Consider the following 15,075-nt stretch of genomic DNA (forward strand, 5'->3'; position numbering starts at 1 on the left):
GCGGCGGCCGCGGCAGCAGCGAGGGGCCAGGCGCCCCCGCCCGTGCAGCCGTTTGTGCCGCCGGTGGGATCGCCGTCGGCCTTTGGCCTGCGCCACCCGTTCGCGGCCAGCGTTCCCATTACCTCCGGCTTCGGCTGGCGCGCGACCCCGCCCGGCACCATCGATTTCTACGGCCAGGGCGGCTACCTGCACACCGGCATCGACTTTGGCGCAGCCTGCGGCACGCCTGTTTATGCCGCGGCCGCCGGTGAAGTATTCAGCTCCGGCTGGAACTCCGCCGACGGCGGTGGCTGGCGGGTGAAGATCTCGCACGGCGTGGTCCAGGGCAACACCCTGAACACCATCTACTACCACAACGCCAGCATCGTGGTCTCGAACGGCCAGCAGGTCTCGCAGGGCCAGCTGATCGCCTACTCCGGCAACACCGGCAACTCCACGGGCTGCCACGCCCACTTCGAGACATGGCTGAACGGCACGGCAGTGGACCCGATGGGCCTGCTGTAGGGGCCGTTTGGCCTGCCGTACACTGGTATGACCCCGCGGCGGACCGGTCCGGGGCCATACCGATCTGAAACTGAGGAGCTTTCCCGTGCCTAAAGAAAGTGGCCGTAAAGTGGTGGCCACCAACCGCAAGGCCCGGCATGACTACCACGTGCTGGATACCTACGAGGCTGGTATCGCGCTGATGGGGACCGAAGTGAAGTCCCTGCGCGAGGGGCACGCCTCAATGGTGGACGGATTCTGCACCTTCTACAACGACGAACTGTGGATGGAAGCAATCCACATTCCCGAGTACAACCAGGGCAGCTGGACTAATCACGCCGCACGGCGCCGCCGTAAGCTGCTCCTGCACCGCGAGGAACTCATCAAGATCTCCCGGAAGGTGCAGGAAGCCGGTTACACGATCGTTCCGCTCCAGCTCTACTTCGTGGACGGGCGCGCAAAGGTGGAGATCGCGGTTGCCCGCGGCAAGCGCGAGTATGACAAGCGCCAGACCCTCCGCGAGCAGCAGGACAACCGGGAGGCTCAGCGCGAAATGCGGGAACGCAACAGGCGGCGCGGCTAACTTGCTGTGCCTGGAATGAATCCGGCACACGATGCGTTACTATAAATAGTCCGGTGGGCTTGCCCGCCGGGTTAGGTAACGCAGTTTGGTAACAAAATAAGGGGATGATCGGTTTCGACGGTGTTTGTCGCGACAGGTGAAGCGGGCCGAGGATGCAGAATTATCTCGTTAACGCTTTCTGCAAACCAATAAGTGCCGAATCTAAGCGCACTGACTTCGCTCTTGCTGCCTAAGCAGTAAGACAGTCCGTCAGCCCGGGGTTGCTATCGCCCCGGATCCTGGCGTCATTTAGATAGCCACTGCTGTTTACCCCCGTCATCGGGGTGAACGGGACTCTTAGATGACTGGGCCCGGATCAGCCAGCTGTTTGCAGCATGGCTGGGGCCGAGAAAATCCGACGCAAACTGCGCCCGGAGAAGCCCTGACAACACGACATCGGACGGGGGTTCAATTCCCCCCATCTCCACCTGGGAAAGCACCCCGGTCCTCGGACCGGGGTGCTTTTTTGTGCTGCGCACATGCCCGCGCACGTTCACCCACGGCGTAGCCGGGGCGGGACTAGGACACGGCCTGTACTCGTTGTGAACGGTATGGCCTGGAAGCACCCAGCGCAGCCAGGCGGGCACGGGCAGGAGGTGCACAATGGACCGCGCGCAGGAAACAACTTCCTCCGGGTACGACGACGGCGCGCTGGATTCGTACTCGGAAACAGTCATGCGGGTGGCGGCTGCCGTCACCCCTCATGTGGCCGCCATCGAGATGACCGCGCAGCGCCGCAACGGACGGTTCAGGATCGGGGCCGGGTCCGCGGTCCTGTTCACCGCGGACGGTTACCTGCTGACCAATTCGCATGTGGTCGCCGGCACCCAGCGCGGGCACGCGGTCTTCGCCGACGGCAGCCGCATGGACATCGAGCTGGTGGGCGCGGACCCGTTGTCCGACCTCGCGGTGGTCCACGGCGGCCGGCCGAAAGCGCAGCCGGCAGAATTCGGCGCGGCGGAGACCCTCCGGGTGGGTCAGCTGGTGGTGGCCGTCGGCAATCCCCTCGGCCTCGCCGGTTCTGTGACCGCGGGCGTGGTCAGCGGGCTGGGCCGGGCCATTCCCGTGTGGTCCGGCGGAAACAGGCGGGTCATTGAAGACGTCATCCAGACCGATGCTGCCCTCAACCCGGGCAACTCAGGCGGCGCCCTCGCTGATACGCACAGCAGGATCGTCGGCATCAACACCGCCGTGGCCGGTGCGGGGCTCGGCCTGGCCATACCCATCAACGCCACCACACGCAGGATCATCTCCGCCCTGCTGTCCGACGGCCGGGTGCGCCGGGCCTACCTTGGCCTTGTCAGTACACCCCTGCGGCTCAGCCCGAGCGCTGTCATCAGGACCGGGCAGCGGGACGGGCTCCGCATCGTCGAGGTGCTGGCGGGTTCCCCTGCGGACAAGGCGGGCCTTGCGGCGGGAGACATCCTGCTGACGGCGGGCGGCCGTCCCGTCAGCGATGCCGAAAGCCTGCAGCGTCTGCTGTTCTCCGACGCCATCGGCGAACCGCTTGACCTTGCCGTGCTGCGCGACGGTGCGGAAATCCATCTTGTAGCCGTGCCGGAGGAAATGACCAGCAACGGCAAGTAAGGCTACTGGCCGCCGTCGGGCGGGGCGACGTCAACGATGCCGACAAAACGTGTCCCCACGCCGTCGAATTCGCTCCGCACAAACCCGCGCTGCAGCGCCGGCAGCTGGGCCGGTCCGTGGTGGTGGCAGACCACGTAGGTGAAGTCCGGCCACCACTTCTTGGGCCTCGCCGCCTCCTCGAAGCCACAAACTGCGCATTCAAGATGGACCCACACCGGACGTTTTCCGGTCCGGTTGGCACGGGACTGCACCAGCCACGGCGGCGGGTTGTCCAGCATCGCACCCAGCTCGGCTTCCGTCATCCACTTGGGAAGGCCGTGCCGCTGGGCCATTTCCAGCGGAACATCAAGGGCAATGGCGGCGTCACGTCTGCTAATCATCACATTCCACCATACGGGAGGACGCCAAATCGGCTTCGGGCACGACCGGAAGGCGGAAGCCCGGGATTAGGACATCACGGCGATGCCCGCCGCGGCCGCCGCCAGTCCCAGGACCAGGTTCACAGCGACATTGAGGGCCGCCGCACCAAACCGTGATTCACTGAGCAGCCGCACGGTGGCCGTGGTCCAGGAACTGAAGGTGGTCAGGCCGCCGGCCAGCCCGGCGGCAAGCCCGGCGTGCCACTCGTGGCCCAGCGACAGACCGCCAACCACACCCTGGGAAACACCAATAATGAAGCAACCGGCCACGTTCACCACAAGGGTCGCCCAAGGCCAGTGCAGTATTTGCTTCCCCGGACCGGCCGGGACGGTCCGGCGTGAACTGTGGTGTGCAAACCAGCTGTCGACGCCAAAGCGCAGGAGCGCTCCCATCACGCCGAACGCGCCCACCAGGGCAGCAGCAATCATGCCCGGCCGCCCGGAACCGCGTCAGCGGCGACCCGCGTCAGCAACTTTCCCAGGCGCCATCCAAGTCCGGCCGCCAGCAGCCCGGGAACCAGCGACAGCAGCAGGTAGGCGACCCAGATATGATGCTGCCCGGCCCGCGCCAGCTGGTCCACCGCGAAGATGACGGCGGAGAATGTGGTGAAGGAGCCCAGCAGTCCGGGACCCAGTCCCGCCCGCAGCCAGAAGGCTGTCCGCGGCCGTGCGATCCACAGCGTGGTCAGTGTGGCCAGCACAAAGCTCCCCGCCACGTTGATGCACAAGGTAGTCCACGGCACGGCGTTCGCCTGGTCCGGAAAGGCAAGTCCGAGGCCGTAGCGCAGTTCACTGCCCAGCAGGCCGCCGGCGGCAACCGCCAGCCACGCCCGCGCAGGAGGTATCCCGCGCGGTTTCATCCGGTCATCAGCCTTCCCCCAGGACGCAGCCTGGATGGGGCTGGTCGCTGTGGACCCACAGGGCGGAGGTGATTTCGTCGGCGAGGTCATAGTCGCGGGTGCGGCCGGAGTTGCGGATGCGGACCACGAGGGCGCCGCCGAAGGGCCTGCGGCCCACCACTTCGACCTCCGCGTCGAGGTCGATCTGTTCTGCGGAAAGATAACGCAGCAGGTCCGGGTTGTCGTCGCTGATGCGGGTGATCCGGCCCGTGTGGCCTTCATCCAGCGCCCCCATGAGGTGGGCGCGGGGCATCAGGACTGTGCCATCGGCGGTGGGAATCGGGTCGCCGTGCGGATCCCGGCTGGGGTCGCCGAGCTTGGCGGCCACCCGTTCAATAAAGGTGTCGGACACTGCGTGTTCCAGCAGTTCGGCCTCGTCGTGGACCTCGTCCCACCGGTACCCCAGTTGCTGGACAAGGTAGGTTTCGATCAGGCGGTGGCGGCGGACCATGCCCAGTGCCAGCCGCAGCCCGGCGTCCGTGAGGGTGATGGCGCTGTAGGGTTTGTGGTCAACCAGTCCCTGGTCCTTCAGCTTGCGGACCATTTCAGATACGGACGAGTTAGCCACCCCGAGCCGCTGCGCCAGCTGGGAGGACGTGATGGGTTTGTCCTGCCATTCGGTGAACGAGTAGATGACCTTGACGTAATCCTCGATCGAGGAGGAGGGCGCGCTGGTCTTCACAGGACCAAGCCTACCGGCTGCCCCGGAAGTGCGTCGGCTGGCCGGGTCATACTTTGACGGCCCGCCACGACAACGTCAGGTACGGCAGTTCCAGGTCCTCGTCCACGCCGTGCCCCAGGTGTTCGTGAAGGTACCAGTCGAGGTTGGCCAGGACCTTGGCGCGGGTGGCCTCGCCTGCGCGGAGGTAGTAACTGCGTGACTTGGTGAGCTCGATCAGGTCTGAGGTATTAACAGCGTCCTGCCAGTGGGTGACATGGCCTTCGAGGTCTGTGAATTCCGGCCCGACCAGCGGCCGGTGTCCGGGCTTGTAGACGTCGCCGGCGTGCATGATCCGGGAAAGCCGGTGCACCCAGGGGACGGAGGTGTCCAGCTGGTTCCAGACAAGCCCCAGCGTGCCGTGCGGGCGGAGGACGCGGGCGAGCTCGGTGCTGGCCGCCAGGGCGTCGCACCAGTGCCAGGCCTGGGCCACGGTGGCGACGTCGAAGGCGGCTTCAGGCAGGCCAGTCGCCTCGGCGGTCCCCAGGACGGCCCTGGCCGCCGGATAGTGGGCCCTGAGCTGCTCAAGCATGTCCGCGGAGGGGTCGACGGCGGTAACCGCCAGGCCGCGGTCCAGCAGCAGTTCGGTGAATTTTCCGGTTCCGGCGCCAACGTCGAGGGCATCGTGGGCGCCGGCAGGCACGAGCCACCGGGCGCTTTCTTCCGGGTAGCCGGGCCGGACCTTCTGGTAGTGCCTGCCGCCGTCCTGGAAGCTTTGGCCGAGCTCCCGGCGTCGCCCATGATCAAGCCTGGGCCCACCCCGAACCACGTGCGGCCTCCTTCAGTCCATGCCTTGCGGTTTCTTTCGAATTTACCGCATGGATTGGCGGAAGACCGTGGCCCCGACGGTCGGCCCGGGCAGCCGGGCCCCGGACGTCGGTGGCTCAGTTATCGGTGCAGGGTGCGGCGCCGGCGGTTCCCGGGGTGTTGGGTGCCCAGTGCGGGTAGGTGCGGGTGTCGTTGGCCGGAACCCAGCGTCCGGCGTCCACCACGTAGTCCCAGCCCAGGCCGTCGCTGCGCAGCTTGGCGATGCCGGCGAGGAGCCGCTGCACGTCCTCAAGCCGGGACCCGACGCCGAAGCTTGCCCGCAGGGAACCGGACGGCAGGCCCAGCCGCTTCAGCAGCGGGTGGGCGCAGAAGCGCCCGTCCCGCAGCCCGACACCGTGCTCAGCCGACAGGTAGGCCGCAACCAGGCCGGCGTCGTAGCCTTCGACAGAGAAGTTCACCACGCCGATGGTGTCCGTGTCCGCGTTGGTGTCCTTGAAGATCTGGTGGACTGTGACGCCCTCGATGTCCTGCAGGCCCTCCACCAGGAAGGAACGGATTGCTGACTCGTGGGCATGCCAGCGCTGCTGGTCCAGGTCCGCGATGACCTGGGTGGCGCGTGCCAGCGTGGCGGCACCGAGGACGTTCGGTGAGCCTCCCTCGTGGCGCGCCGGGCCGGTGGCCCAGCTGACGCCGTCGAGCCGCGCTTCCTTGACCGCGCCGCCGCCGGCGAGGTGCGGAACACCGGCGTCGAGCCAGTCCGGACGCCCTACCAGGACGCCCGCGCCGAACGGCGCGTAGAGCTTGTGGCCGGAGAAGGCGACGTAGTCGACGTCGTCGGCGCTGATGTCGATGCGCCGGTGCGGCGCCAGCTGGGCCGCGTCCACCACAATGCGTGCCCCGTGCCGGTGTGCCAGCGTGGCGAGGGTACGGATGGGAAGGATTTCGCCGGTGACGTTGGAGGCACCGGTGATGGCCAGCAGGCTGACACCGCCCTGTTCCAGCTCGGCCCGGACGGACTCGATGGTGCCGGCAATGGTGTCGGCGGCCACGATGCTGCGGTGGGGGACTCCCTGCCACGGCAGGAGGTTGGCGTGGTGCTCGATGTCCAGGTACAGCACGTCTCCGGTGGGGCGTCCGTCCGTAAGCGGCAGGCAGCCGGCGAGGAGGTTAAGGGAGTCGGTGGTGTTCCGGGTGAAGATGACGGAATCGTCGGCGCGGCCGCCCACGAAGTCCCTGACGATGCTTCGGGCGTTTTCGTATACGGAGGTGCTGATCTGGGACGCGTACCCGGCGCCGCGGTGCACGCTGGCGTAGTAGGGCAGGACCTCGTTCAGGTAGGCGGACACCACGGAGAGGGCAGGGGCGGATGCGCCGTAATCGAGGTTGGCGTACCGGACGTGGCCGCCGGAGATGAGCGGCGCCTGGATTTCGGCGCCGGTGACGGCGGCGAGGGGGCGGCCGGCGATCGCCTGGCGCTCATCAAAGGCAGCGCCGGCTGCAAGGGTGGAGTTGGGGGAGACGATGGCAGTTGTCACAGAGACCTCACTTCAGGACAGGACTCCGGCATCAGGGAATCCGCGCTTGCCGTATCCGCTCCGGACCGGCCTGGTCGTCACCCGGGGCACCCCACCGCGAATGGAGGGTTGCCGGCCAGCAAACCGGGGTTTTGCGCTGGCACTCGTGACCTGGTTAAGAGCGTAGGACATGGACCGGCCAGGTATGAAGCCGGCCCGTTTGTTAAGGGAATTGTTACGCCCTGCTGGAATAGTTGCGTTTTCTCGAAGATCACGACGGCGGCCGCCCCCTTTTGGGGTCGGCCGCCGTCAGTTGTTCGGTGGGGAGGTCCTAGAGCAGGTCGTCCAGCCCCGGGTTGAGCCGCTGCAGTACTTCCGAGTGCAGGATGGAGTTGGTGGCCAGGGCGTTGCCGCCGAAGGGGCCGTCCTCGCCCTCAAGAGAGGTGAACCGGCCGCCGGCCTCCACCACGATCGGGACGAGGGCCGCCATGTCGTAGAGGTTGAGTTCAGGTTCGCAGGCAATGTCCACGGAGCCCTCCGCCACCATGCAGTAGGACCAGAAGTCACCGTAGGCGCGGGTCCGCCAAACGGCTTCGGTCAGGCCCAGGAATTCGTCGAGGTTTCCGCGCTCCTTCCAGCCGCCCAGGCTGGAGTAGGACAGTGATGCGTCCGACAGGGTGGAGACGTCGGACACCCGGAGCCGCGTGGCCGCGGCCAGCGAACGGCCCATGTAGGCGCCCATGCCCTTGGCGGCCCACCAGCGCTTCCCCAGGGCGGGCGCGCTGACGACGCCGACCACCGGCTCGCCCTCGTCCACGAGCGCGATGAGCGTGGCCCAGACGGGAACACCGCGGACAAAGTTCTTGGTCCCGTCGATGGGGTCGATAATCCATTGGCGTGAACCGTGCCCGGTGCTGCCGAATTCTTCGCCGAGCACTGCGTCTCGGGGCCGGGAGCGCGAGAGCTGGCCGCGGATGGCTTCCTCGGCCGCCTTGTCCGCGTCGGTGACCGGCGTCAGGTCGGGCTTGGTCTCCACGTGGAGGTCCAGTGCCTTGAAGCGGCTCATGGTCTGGTCATCCACGGAGTCGGCCAGGACATGGGCCAGGCGCAGGTCGTCGTTGTAGCTCGAAGCGGGTTGGATCATGGTTCCAAACTACCGTCTGCCGGCGGTCCTGCCGGGAGGTGGGCCGTGCCGGTGACCCTAGTTGACGCTGCCGAGCTCCTTGGCGTCCTGGCCTTCCTCCCGGGGATCGGCTCCGAGGAGCCTCCGCAGGGACGCCAGCCGGGCGGGCCCGGTGGGGCCCGCATGGCCCTCCTCCACCCAGGCGTCCAGGCCGCAGTCCACTGCCGTAGCGGTGTGCTTGCACCCGCGTTCGCAATGGTCGGTGCCGGGGGACAGGTCGGGGAAGGAACGCAGGATCCGGTCCGGATCGACGTGGGCGAGGCCGAACGAGCGGATGCCGGGGGTGTCGATAATCCAGCTGCCGGGCGGCGCGTCGGCCAGGCGCAGTGCGAGCGCCGATGACGAAGTATGCCGGCCACGTCCGGTCACGGCATTAACGCCGCCCGTTGCCCGTTCGGCACCGGTCAGGGCGTTCACCATCGTCGACTTGCCGACGCCGGAGTGCCCCAGCATCACGGTGACCTTTCCGTCCAGGTAGGAACGGAGTTCGCCGACGGCGGCGCTGTCCAGCCGCGCGGAGAGCCCGTCGTCGGAGCGGGCGTCGATCCCCGACGCCTGCAGGTCTGCGGTGCGGCTGATGATGACCGGCAGGTCCAGGTGTGTGTAGTTGGCCAGGAGTTCCGCGGGGTCCTTGACGTCCGCCTTGGTGACCAGCAGGATCGGGTCGATGCCGGCGTCGTACGCCGCCACGAGCGCCCGGTCGATGAAACCCGTGCGCGGCTCGGGGTTGGCTGCGGCGACCACGATCACCAGCTGGTCCGCGTTGGCCACGACCGCGCGCTCCACGGGGTCGGTGTCATCGGCGCTGCGGCGCAGCAGGGTCTTGCGGTCCTGGATTTTGACCAGCCGGGCAAGTGTGTGCGGGTCTCCCGAAACGTCGCCCACGAGGGACACGAAATCGCCGGCCACCACCGGGTTGCGGCGGAGTTCCCGCGCCCGTGCTGCGACCACCGTTCGTTCGTCCCCGGAGTCCTCGCCCACAACGGCGGTGTACCGGCCCCGGTCGACGGTGATGATGCGTCCGGTGACGGCGTCGTCGTGGCTCGGCCGGTCCTTGGTGCGGGGCCTTGACCCTTTCTTGTTGGGGCGGACCCGGACGTCCGACTCGTCCCAGGAGTCAGTGCGCCGGACCATCGCAGGAACCTTCCGACCCGCCGTCGGACTCTTCCTGCGGTGCGCCTCCCTGTGCCAGCATGTCCGCCCAGAGCCGGGGGAAGTCAGGCATGGTCTTGGCCGTGGTGGCGATGTCCTCGACCTGGACGCCTTCGACGGCGAGGCCCAGGATCGCTCCGGCGGTGGCCATGCGGTGGTCGGCGTAGCTGTGCACGACGCCGGCGTGCAGGCGGGCGGGGCGGATAACCAGGCCGTCACTGGTTTCCTCGGCATCCCCGCCGAGGCGGTTGATTTCGGTGACCAGGGCGGCGAGCCGGTCCGTCTCGTGGCCGCGCAGGTGGGCGATGCCGCTGAGCCGCGAGGGCCCCGAGGCCAGTGCACAAAGGGCGGCCACCGTGGGAGCGAGTTCACTGGTGTCGGCAAAATCGCCGCCCTTGACCTCCGGCCCGCCGGTGACAGTGAGGACCCCGTCGGCCAGGGATACCGTGGCGCCCATGTCCGCAAGGATGCTGCGCCAAAGGTCGCCCACCTGCTGGGTCTGCTCTGGCCAGCCGGGCACCCGGACGGTCCCGCCGGAGGCCAGCGCCGCGGCCAGGAACGGGCCGGCGTTTGAAAGATCCTGCTCGATCCGCTGGTCGAAGGCGCGGATGGGGCCCGGCGATACCACCCAGTGGTTGGGGACGGAATCATCCACCACCACCCCGGCGCCGCGGAGGACGGCAACGGTCATGTTGATGTGGTCCAGGCTCGGGACCGGCTTGCCCGCGTGTTCGAGGTGCAGGCCCTCCGTGAACCGCGCCCCGACCAGGAGCAGCGCCGAGACGAACTGGGAGGATGCGCTGGCGTCGATGACCAGGTGCCCGCCGCGGACTTCGCCGCTGCCTTCCACCACGAACGGCAGGGAGGACGGCGTCCCGCCGTCCTCCGCGGACACCGCCACGCCCAGTGCCTTCAGGGCCTCGATGATGGTTCCCATCGGGCGCTTCCGGGCGTGCGGATCGCCGTCGAACACGCTCGCACCGTTCCGCAGCGCCGCCAGGGGTGGAACGAAGCGCATCACTGTGCCGGCGAGGCCGCAGTCGATCCTGGTCAACGGCTCCGGTGCAGCGCCCTTGCCCAGCGGGACCACCTCGAGGTCCGGCCCAAAGGCGCCGTCGCCGGGCACCTCGGTGATGGTGGCGCCCAACTGGCGCAGGGCATCGACCATCAGGGCCGAGTCGCGCGAGTGCAGGGGCGCGCGAAGGCGGCTGGGACCGTCGGCCAGGGCGGCCAGGACCAGGTACCTGTTGGTCAGGGACTTGGAACCCGGGACGGTAACCGTGGCATCAACGGGGCGGGATGCGAAGGGCGCGGGCCAGTGGGGGGCAGGAGTTCCGGAGTCGTCCCGGGTGGCAGCTGCAGCGGTCATTCGTGCTTATGCCCCCGTGGCCTGTTCAACCGCGCGGCGCACGGCCTTGTCCGCCTTGGCGAGTTTCTTGTTGGTGGTCTTCCGCGCGTCGGCGGCAAGATGGGAGGCGCTCTTGCGGGCGTCCGCGGCGAGGTGCTCCGCGCGCCAGGCGAGGCCCGGCTTGCCAGCGGTGTCAACGGACGCCAGCAGCGCGCCGCCGCTCAGGGACAGGTTCTTCAGCAGCTGGTTGCGGCGCGTTTCCCGCCCTTCCTTGCTGCTGATATCGGCGCTTCGCCACTCCACGAAGGTGTTCAGCAGGGAGATGACGGTGAGCAGGCCGGCCGAGAGCCTGGAAAACTTGCCCAGTCCGAACAGGACGCCTGCGCCCACCTGGGTTCCGCCGATAACGCGGGCCAGCATCTTCTCATCCGCCTGGAACGGCAGGGAGGCGGCAGCCTTGCGCAGCAGCGGGGAAAGCTGCTGGGCGGTGTCGTCGGCGTTCTTGAGCTTATCCATACCGGCAAGGACGAAACTGGAGGCCAGCATGGGCCGGGCGAGTGTGCGGACAAAGGACATGGATTTCCTCCTGGGTGGACGAACCGCGTTGGCAGCGGCGGAGTCCGTTCTAGTCTTGCACTTTTGGGGAATATTTGCCCAAGCCCGGAGGTTATGGAAAAGCGGGTCCGGAAACGGCCGGACCGCGGTTCATGGGTTGTTGAATGACTACCCGTGCGTGAACCGCTGCAGGTGTCACGAACCACAGAGCGGAGTTGGGCCTGGATGCGGGTCTTGGACGGAACCGGCGCAGCCGGCCCGGTGGCCATTGGTTCCCTGGAGGCGGAGCCCCCGGAGTACGGCACACCGCGTGCCCGGAGCCTGACAGTAGACTTGAAGGCAATGAGCACCCTGGATCCGGCCGTGTCGGCCATGTACGAGGCTTCGAACAGCGAAGAGAAGGCCGCCCCCGGCGGGGCGTCCGATTCCGGAGCGGAAGATGCCCCGGACACTGAAACTGAACCCGCAGAAGGTGCGGTGGACGTTTCGGCTGAAACCGCAGAGCAGCGCCGTGCCCGGTTCGAGCGCGATGCCATGCAGTACGTCGACCAGCTGTATTCCGCCGCGATGCGCATGGCACGGAATCCGTCGGACGCCGAGGACCTGGTGCAGGAGGCCTACACGAAGGCCTTCTCGGCGTTCCACCAGTACAAGCCGGGGACAAACCTCAAGGCATGGCTGTACCGGATCCTGACCAACACCTACATCAACCTGTACCGCAAGCGGCAGCGCGAACCGCTCCAGTCCAACTCTGACACCATTGAGGACTGGCAGTTGGCGCGGGCCGAATCACACACCTCCAGCGGGCTTCGTTCCGCGGAGGCAGAAGCGTTGGACCACCTCCCGGATTCCGACGTCAAGCGGGCCCTGCAGGACATCCCGGAAGAATTCCGCCTCGCGGTGTACTTCGCGGACGTTGAGGGGTTCGCGTACAAGGAAATTTCAGACATCATGAACACGCCTATCGGCACCGTGATGTCCCGTCTCCACCGCGGCCGGAGAATGCTGCGGGACATGCTGGCGGAGTACGCCGCCGAGCGCGGATTCAAACCGGCCGCGGATGCACAGGACACGGCTGCAAGCACACAACAGGAGAGCAGGAAATGAGCGACTGCCAGGGATTGGGCGATTGCGACGACACCCGGATGCAACGCATCTATGAGTACCTTGACGGGGCCCTGACCCGTGAGGACATCACGGAGATCAAGGAACACCTTGACGAGTGCCCGGAGTGCACCGAGCAGTACGACCTTGAGTGCGTAATCCGCAACATGGTCAAGCGTTCCTGCACTGAGGCGGCCCCGGACAACCTGAAGAACGCAATCCTGGACCGGATCCACTCCATCCGGCCGGTGGACGCATAACGCCCCGGAGTCCTTGGGACCCACAGGACCCAGCGGGTGTATCTGCCAAACGGGAAAGGACCCCGGAAGCCGAATGGCTTCCGGGGTCCTTTCCTTGAACCGTAGTCCCTGGCATTTGCCTAGGTGTTGGGGCGCTTCCCGTGGTTCGCGCCGCCACGCTTACGGTCACGACGCTTGCGTGCACGCTTGCTCATAGCTGGCCTCCTTACTGTCGGTACTCAAAAGAGCTGCCCTCCAGTCTCCCACATCATCCGACCACCCGCGAACCGGGAACCGGGGATGACCTGCTGTTCAGGCGGCGGTGTCAGCCGTGCAGCGAGTTCCGGATGGCGACCCCGGCCTGGGCAAGGACCGTGCGCATCGTCTCCAGCGTCACGGGGCTCAAGGGCTGGCTCCGGGCACGCAGCCGCAGTTCGGCCCGCAGCTCATCCCGGAATTCCTGCAGCATCAGCTCGGCATCCTTGAGCGCGGGCGTGCCTTCGCCAGGCAGCCGCCCGCCCGGGAGGCGGAAATCGGCGGACCGGGCCTCCGTACGGGCAGCTTCCGCGGTTGCTGCCAGCTCTGCCCGGAGTCCGCGCATGTTCCTGCGGATATCCTCGCGCAGGCCGTCGGCAAGGCGACGCACGGACGCAGAGATATCCTCTTCCACTCCAGCGAGTTCGTCCCGCCGCCGGTCCAGCTCCGCAACTCCTGCCGCAGTGATGCGGTAGTTGGTGCGGCGGCCTGCTGATTCCGTCACCACCAGCCCCTCCTCCTCGAGCTTTCCCAGCCGGGGATAGATCGTTCCGGCGCTGGGGGAGTAGGTGCCGCCGAAGCGGTCTTTGAGGGCCCTGATGAGCTCGTAGCCGTGCTTGGGGCCGGATTCCAGCAGTGCGAGGAGGTACAGGCGCAGCGCCCCGTGCGCGAACACCGGGGGCATCAGTCCCCTGCTTCCACGTTTCCCGCGACCGTGCTGTGGACGATTGAGGTCGTACCGGAAACCGAGTTGGTACGCACCAGCATCAATTTCGCGTCGGGGCCGGCGATGGTTTCCACCTTTCCGCCTGCCTGGGCGTACCGCTGGTTGTCGATCACGACCGCGCCGCTGGCGGACTTGGACACGATGTCGACGCCGACGTCGTGTGGCAGCCGGATGGTGAGGTCTCCGGAGACGGAGTTGGAGCCGAAGTCGAGCGGGACGCCTTGGAGGTCGAAGCTGAGGTCGCCGCTCACGGTGCTGGCACGCACGTTGGTGAGCCGGCCGGAAGCGGTCACCTCCCCGGACACGCTTTTGGCAGTGAGGACCCCAGTATGGTTGCGCGCGGTCACTTCACCGCTGACGGTGTTGACGTGCAGCTCTCCGTCCGTGCCGTCCGCCATGACCGACCCGGACACCGTATTGAGCCGCGTGTGGCCCGAGATCCCGGCCACGAGCCCATCGCCGCTGACAATTCCGGCTTCGACATCGACGTTGTCCGGAACGGCGATGCTGACGACGGCGGAGTTCTCGCTGTTGTGGTTCACGGCGCCCATCAGGTTCTTGAACCATCCCTGGGCGCCATGCAGCTGGTGGCGGATCTCCAGCCTGCCACCGCTCAGGGAGACTGCGACCGGGTCACCGTGGATATCGGAAATCTCGATCCGTGTCACGGGCTCTTGATGCTTGACGACATCGAACCTGCCCCGGACCATGCCCAGCTTGAGCGACGCCACGCCGTCGACGTCGATGGTCTGCGGGGTGGTGACACTCCAGGTCTGGTCGGACATGGCAACCTCCAAATGCGATATATCGTGTTCTTCCACGGTACAGCTCCGCCCGTAAGCCGGCAAGATATATCGCGAATAAATCAGGCGGGGGCGTCCATACCCAGCCACTGGAACCAGCCCCGGTGGAGCACCAGCCACGCCATCAGGCCGTAGCCTGCCTGGCCGGGCGTCCCGCCGTTGGCTGCCAGGTCCTGCCGCCACTGTTCGTGGTTGAGCAGCGGCGAGAACGTGTCCACATACAGGTGCTTGCGGCGGGTGGTGACATCGGCGAAAGCGGTGTTGAGTTCGTCCAGCCTGCGGTTCTGGGCGGGGTCCAGTGTGGGCGGCGGACCCACCACAAATACCTCGACGCGGTTCTGCGAGGCGGAGTCCAGGATGTTGGCGAGGTTGAGGCGGCTGCGCGCGGTGGAGAGCCCGAATTCGATGTCCCGGCCGGACAAGCCGATCACCAGGCGGTTCTCGGCCTGGTCACTGAAGCGCCGGCCGGCCTCGTCCAGCCAGCGGGCGGCGAGTCCTTCGGTGCCCTCCTGCGGGCAGGGGAGCGCATAGCTTTCCAGGTGCATGCTGTCCTGCGGGGTCCTGGCCAGGACACGGCCCAGCCAGCCCAGCGCCCGGGGATCTCCCAGTCCGGCCAGCAGTTCATCTCCTACAGCTGCAATCCGCAGCTTCCTGTCTTCCACACGATCCTCTTTACTTGGGTCCCTGGCCGCCGCTGCC

At 67.1% G+C, this 15,075-nt stretch carries 19 protein-coding genes, 1 other RNA gene and 1 riboswitch; of the genes, 6 read left to right on the forward strand and 14 right to left on the reverse strand.

Annotation, left to right across the window (positions count from 1 at the left end):
- From ACYQ1Z_RS04455 to ACYQ1Z_RS04470, 4 genes are all read left to right on the forward strand, one after another.
- Positions 1-504: M23 family metallopeptidase (locus tag ACYQ1Z_RS04455; protein WP_459791300.1), on the forward strand; the 504-nt coding region annotated here is incomplete at its 5' end.
- An 85-nt stretch (positions 505-589) separates the two neighbouring features.
- Complete coding sequence (gene smpB / locus ACYQ1Z_RS04460; protein WP_138136418.1) at positions 590-1,066, forward strand: SsrA-binding protein SmpB; 477 nt, start codon at positions 590-592, stop codon at positions 1,064-1,066.
- 100 nt (positions 1,067-1,166) lie between these two features.
- Positions 1,167-1,535, forward strand: a transfer-messenger RNA (tmRNA) gene (ssrA, locus tag ACYQ1Z_RS04465).
- A 173-nt stretch (positions 1,536-1,708) separates the two neighbouring features.
- Positions 1,709-2,692, forward strand: a complete 984-nt coding sequence (locus ACYQ1Z_RS04470) for a S1C family serine protease (RefSeq protein WP_459791301.1) — start codon at positions 1,709-1,711, stop codon at positions 2,690-2,692.
- Between the two features lie 2 nt (positions 2,693-2,694).
- On the opposite strand, the gene ACYQ1Z_RS04475 is transcribed toward ACYQ1Z_RS04470, so the two are convergent.
- The 10 genes from ACYQ1Z_RS04475 to ACYQ1Z_RS04520 form a co-directional block, all read right to left on the reverse strand.
- Positions 2,695-3,072, reverse strand: a complete 378-nt coding sequence (locus ACYQ1Z_RS04475; RefSeq protein WP_459791302.1) for a hypothetical protein — start codon at positions 3,070-3,072, stop codon at positions 2,695-2,697.
- Between the two features lie 66 nt (positions 3,073-3,138).
- On the reverse strand, positions 3,139-3,540 hold the full coding sequence (locus ACYQ1Z_RS04480; protein ID WP_459791303.1) for a fluoride efflux transporter FluC: 402 nt from the start codon (positions 3,538-3,540) through the stop codon (positions 3,139-3,141).
- Positions 3,537-3,971, reverse strand: a complete 435-nt coding sequence (locus tag ACYQ1Z_RS04485) for a fluoride efflux transporter FluC (protein WP_459791304.1) — start codon at positions 3,969-3,971, stop codon at positions 3,537-3,539. The genes ACYQ1Z_RS04480 and ACYQ1Z_RS04485 overlap by 4 nt, the downstream gene beginning before the upstream one ends.
- Positions 3,972-3,978: 7 nt before the next feature.
- Positions 3,979-4,692: a metal-dependent transcriptional regulator gene (locus tag ACYQ1Z_RS04490; RefSeq protein ID WP_459791305.1), complete on the reverse strand. Its 714-nt coding sequence runs from the start codon at positions 4,690-4,692 to the stop codon at positions 3,979-3,981.
- A gap of 46 nt (positions 4,693-4,738) precedes the next feature.
- Positions 4,739-5,497 carry a class I SAM-dependent methyltransferase gene (locus ACYQ1Z_RS04495; RefSeq protein WP_459791306.1) on the reverse strand — a complete coding sequence of 253 codons (759 nt, stop codon included), beginning with the start codon at positions 5,495-5,497 and terminating at the stop codon, positions 4,739-4,741.
- A gap of 115 nt (positions 5,498-5,612) precedes the next feature.
- Positions 5,613-7,031, reverse strand: coding sequence for an aminotransferase class V-fold PLP-dependent enzyme (locus ACYQ1Z_RS04500; protein WP_459791307.1), 1,419 nt, complete (start codon positions 7,029-7,031; stop codon positions 5,613-5,615).
- 37 nt (positions 7,032-7,068) lie between these two features.
- A riboswitch (SAM riboswitch) is annotated at positions 7,069-7,182 on the reverse strand.
- Between the two features lie 159 nt (positions 7,183-7,341).
- Positions 7,342-8,154 (reverse strand): histidinol-phosphatase, encoded by an 813-nt coding sequence (gene hisN, locus ACYQ1Z_RS04505; RefSeq protein WP_459791308.1) that lies wholly within the window; start codon positions 8,152-8,154, stop codon positions 7,342-7,344.
- A gap of 57 nt (positions 8,155-8,211) precedes the next feature.
- On the reverse strand, positions 8,212-9,327 hold the full coding sequence (rsgA, locus tag ACYQ1Z_RS04510; RefSeq protein WP_459791309.1) for a ribosome small subunit-dependent GTPase A: 1,116 nt from the start codon (positions 9,325-9,327) through the stop codon (positions 8,212-8,214).
- Positions 9,311-10,714 (reverse strand): 3-phosphoshikimate 1-carboxyvinyltransferase, encoded by a 1,404-nt coding sequence (gene aroA, locus ACYQ1Z_RS04515; protein ID WP_459791310.1) that lies wholly within the window; start codon positions 10,712-10,714, stop codon positions 9,311-9,313. The genes rsgA and aroA overlap by 17 nt, the downstream gene beginning before the upstream one ends.
- Before the next feature lie 6 nt (positions 10,715-10,720).
- Positions 10,721-11,269, reverse strand: coding sequence for a DoxX family protein (locus ACYQ1Z_RS04520; RefSeq protein ID WP_459791311.1), 549 nt, complete (start codon positions 11,267-11,269; stop codon positions 10,721-10,723).
- Between the two features lie 321 nt (positions 11,270-11,590).
- On the opposite strand from ACYQ1Z_RS04520, the gene ACYQ1Z_RS04525 reads away from it, so the two are divergent.
- Entirely contained in the window at positions 11,591-12,355 is a 765-nt protein-coding gene (locus ACYQ1Z_RS04525) for a sigma-70 family RNA polymerase sigma factor (RefSeq protein ID WP_459791312.1), read from the forward strand.
- On the forward strand, positions 12,352-12,612 hold the full coding sequence (gene rsrA, locus ACYQ1Z_RS04530) for a mycothiol system anti-sigma-R factor (protein ID WP_459791313.1): 261 nt from the start codon (positions 12,352-12,354) through the stop codon (positions 12,610-12,612). The genes ACYQ1Z_RS04525 and rsrA overlap by 4 nt, the downstream gene beginning before the upstream one ends.
- A gap of 119 nt (positions 12,613-12,731) precedes the next feature.
- Here the strand turns inward: rsrA and ACYQ1Z_RS04535 are convergent, their stop codons facing one another.
- The 4 genes from ACYQ1Z_RS04535 to ACYQ1Z_RS04550 form a co-directional block, all read right to left on the reverse strand.
- Complete coding sequence (locus tag ACYQ1Z_RS04535) at positions 12,732-12,806, reverse strand: 50S ribosomal protein bL37 (protein ID WP_369299106.1); 75 nt, start codon at positions 12,804-12,806, stop codon at positions 12,732-12,734.
- 110 nt (positions 12,807-12,916) lie between these two features.
- A complete protein-coding gene (locus ACYQ1Z_RS04540; RefSeq protein ID WP_459791314.1) occupies positions 12,917-13,531 on the reverse strand; it encodes a PadR family transcriptional regulator in 615 nt (204 codons plus the stop codon).
- The gene (locus ACYQ1Z_RS04545) at positions 13,531-14,358 is read right to left on the reverse strand and encodes a DUF4097 family beta strand repeat-containing protein (protein WP_459791315.1); all 828 of its coding nucleotides are present in this window, start codon (positions 14,356-14,358) and stop codon (positions 13,531-13,533) included. The genes ACYQ1Z_RS04540 and ACYQ1Z_RS04545 overlap by 1 nt, the downstream gene beginning before the upstream one ends.
- Positions 14,359-14,438: 80 nt before the next feature.
- Positions 14,439-15,038 (reverse strand): GDSL-type esterase/lipase family protein, encoded by a 600-nt coding sequence (locus ACYQ1Z_RS04550; protein ID WP_459791316.1) that lies wholly within the window; start codon positions 15,036-15,038, stop codon positions 14,439-14,441.
- Positions 15,039-15,075 lie beyond the last annotated feature (37 nt).

The organism is Arthrobacter sp. AD-310, assembly GCF_054656615.1.

What these genes read in the sequence shown, in the direction of transcription:
- ACYQ1Z_RS04540 (WP_459791314.1), bottom strand. Translation starts at nt 13,531, where the DNA reads ATGCCCCCGGTGTTCGCGCACGGGGCGCTGCGCCTGTACCTCCTCGCA.
- ACYQ1Z_RS04470 (WP_459791301.1), top strand. Translation starts at nt 1,709, where the DNA reads ATGGACCGCGCGCAGGAAACAACTTCCTCCGGGTACGACGACGGCGCG.
- rsgA (WP_459791309.1), bottom strand. Translation starts at nt 9,327, where the DNA reads ATGGTCCGGCGCACTGACTCCTGGGACGAGTCGGACGTCCGGGTCCGC.
- ACYQ1Z_RS04545 (WP_459791315.1), bottom strand. Translation starts at nt 14,358, where the DNA reads ATGTCCGACCAGACCTGGAGTGTCACCACCCCGCAGACCATCGACGTC.
- rsrA (WP_459791313.1), top strand. Translation starts at nt 12,352, where the DNA reads ATGAGCGACTGCCAGGGATTGGGCGATTGCGACGACACCCGGATGCAA.
- ACYQ1Z_RS04480 (WP_459791303.1), bottom strand. Translation starts at nt 3,540, where the DNA reads ATGATTGCTGCTGCCCTGGTGGGCGCGTTCGGCGTGATGGGAGCGCTC.
- ACYQ1Z_RS04525 (WP_459791312.1), top strand. Translation starts at nt 11,591, where the DNA reads ATGAGCACCCTGGATCCGGCCGTGTCGGCCATGTACGAGGCTTCGAAC.
- ACYQ1Z_RS04520 (WP_459791311.1), bottom strand. Translation starts at nt 11,269, where the DNA reads ATGTCCTTTGTCCGCACACTCGCCCGGCCCATGCTGGCCTCCAGTTTC.
- hisN (WP_459791308.1), bottom strand. Translation starts at nt 8,154, where the DNA reads ATGATCCAACCCGCTTCGAGCTACAACGACGACCTGCGCCTGGCCCAT.
- ACYQ1Z_RS04475 (WP_459791302.1), bottom strand. Translation starts at nt 3,072, where the DNA reads ATGATTAGCAGACGTGACGCCGCCATTGCCCTTGATGTTCCGCTGGAA.
- aroA (WP_459791310.1), bottom strand. Translation starts at nt 10,714, where the DNA reads ATGACCGCTGCAGCTGCCACCCGGGACGACTCCGGAACTCCTGCCCCC.
- ACYQ1Z_RS04485 (WP_459791304.1), bottom strand. Translation starts at nt 3,971, where the DNA reads ATGAAACCGCGCGGGATACCTCCTGCGCGGGCGTGGCTGGCGGTTGCC.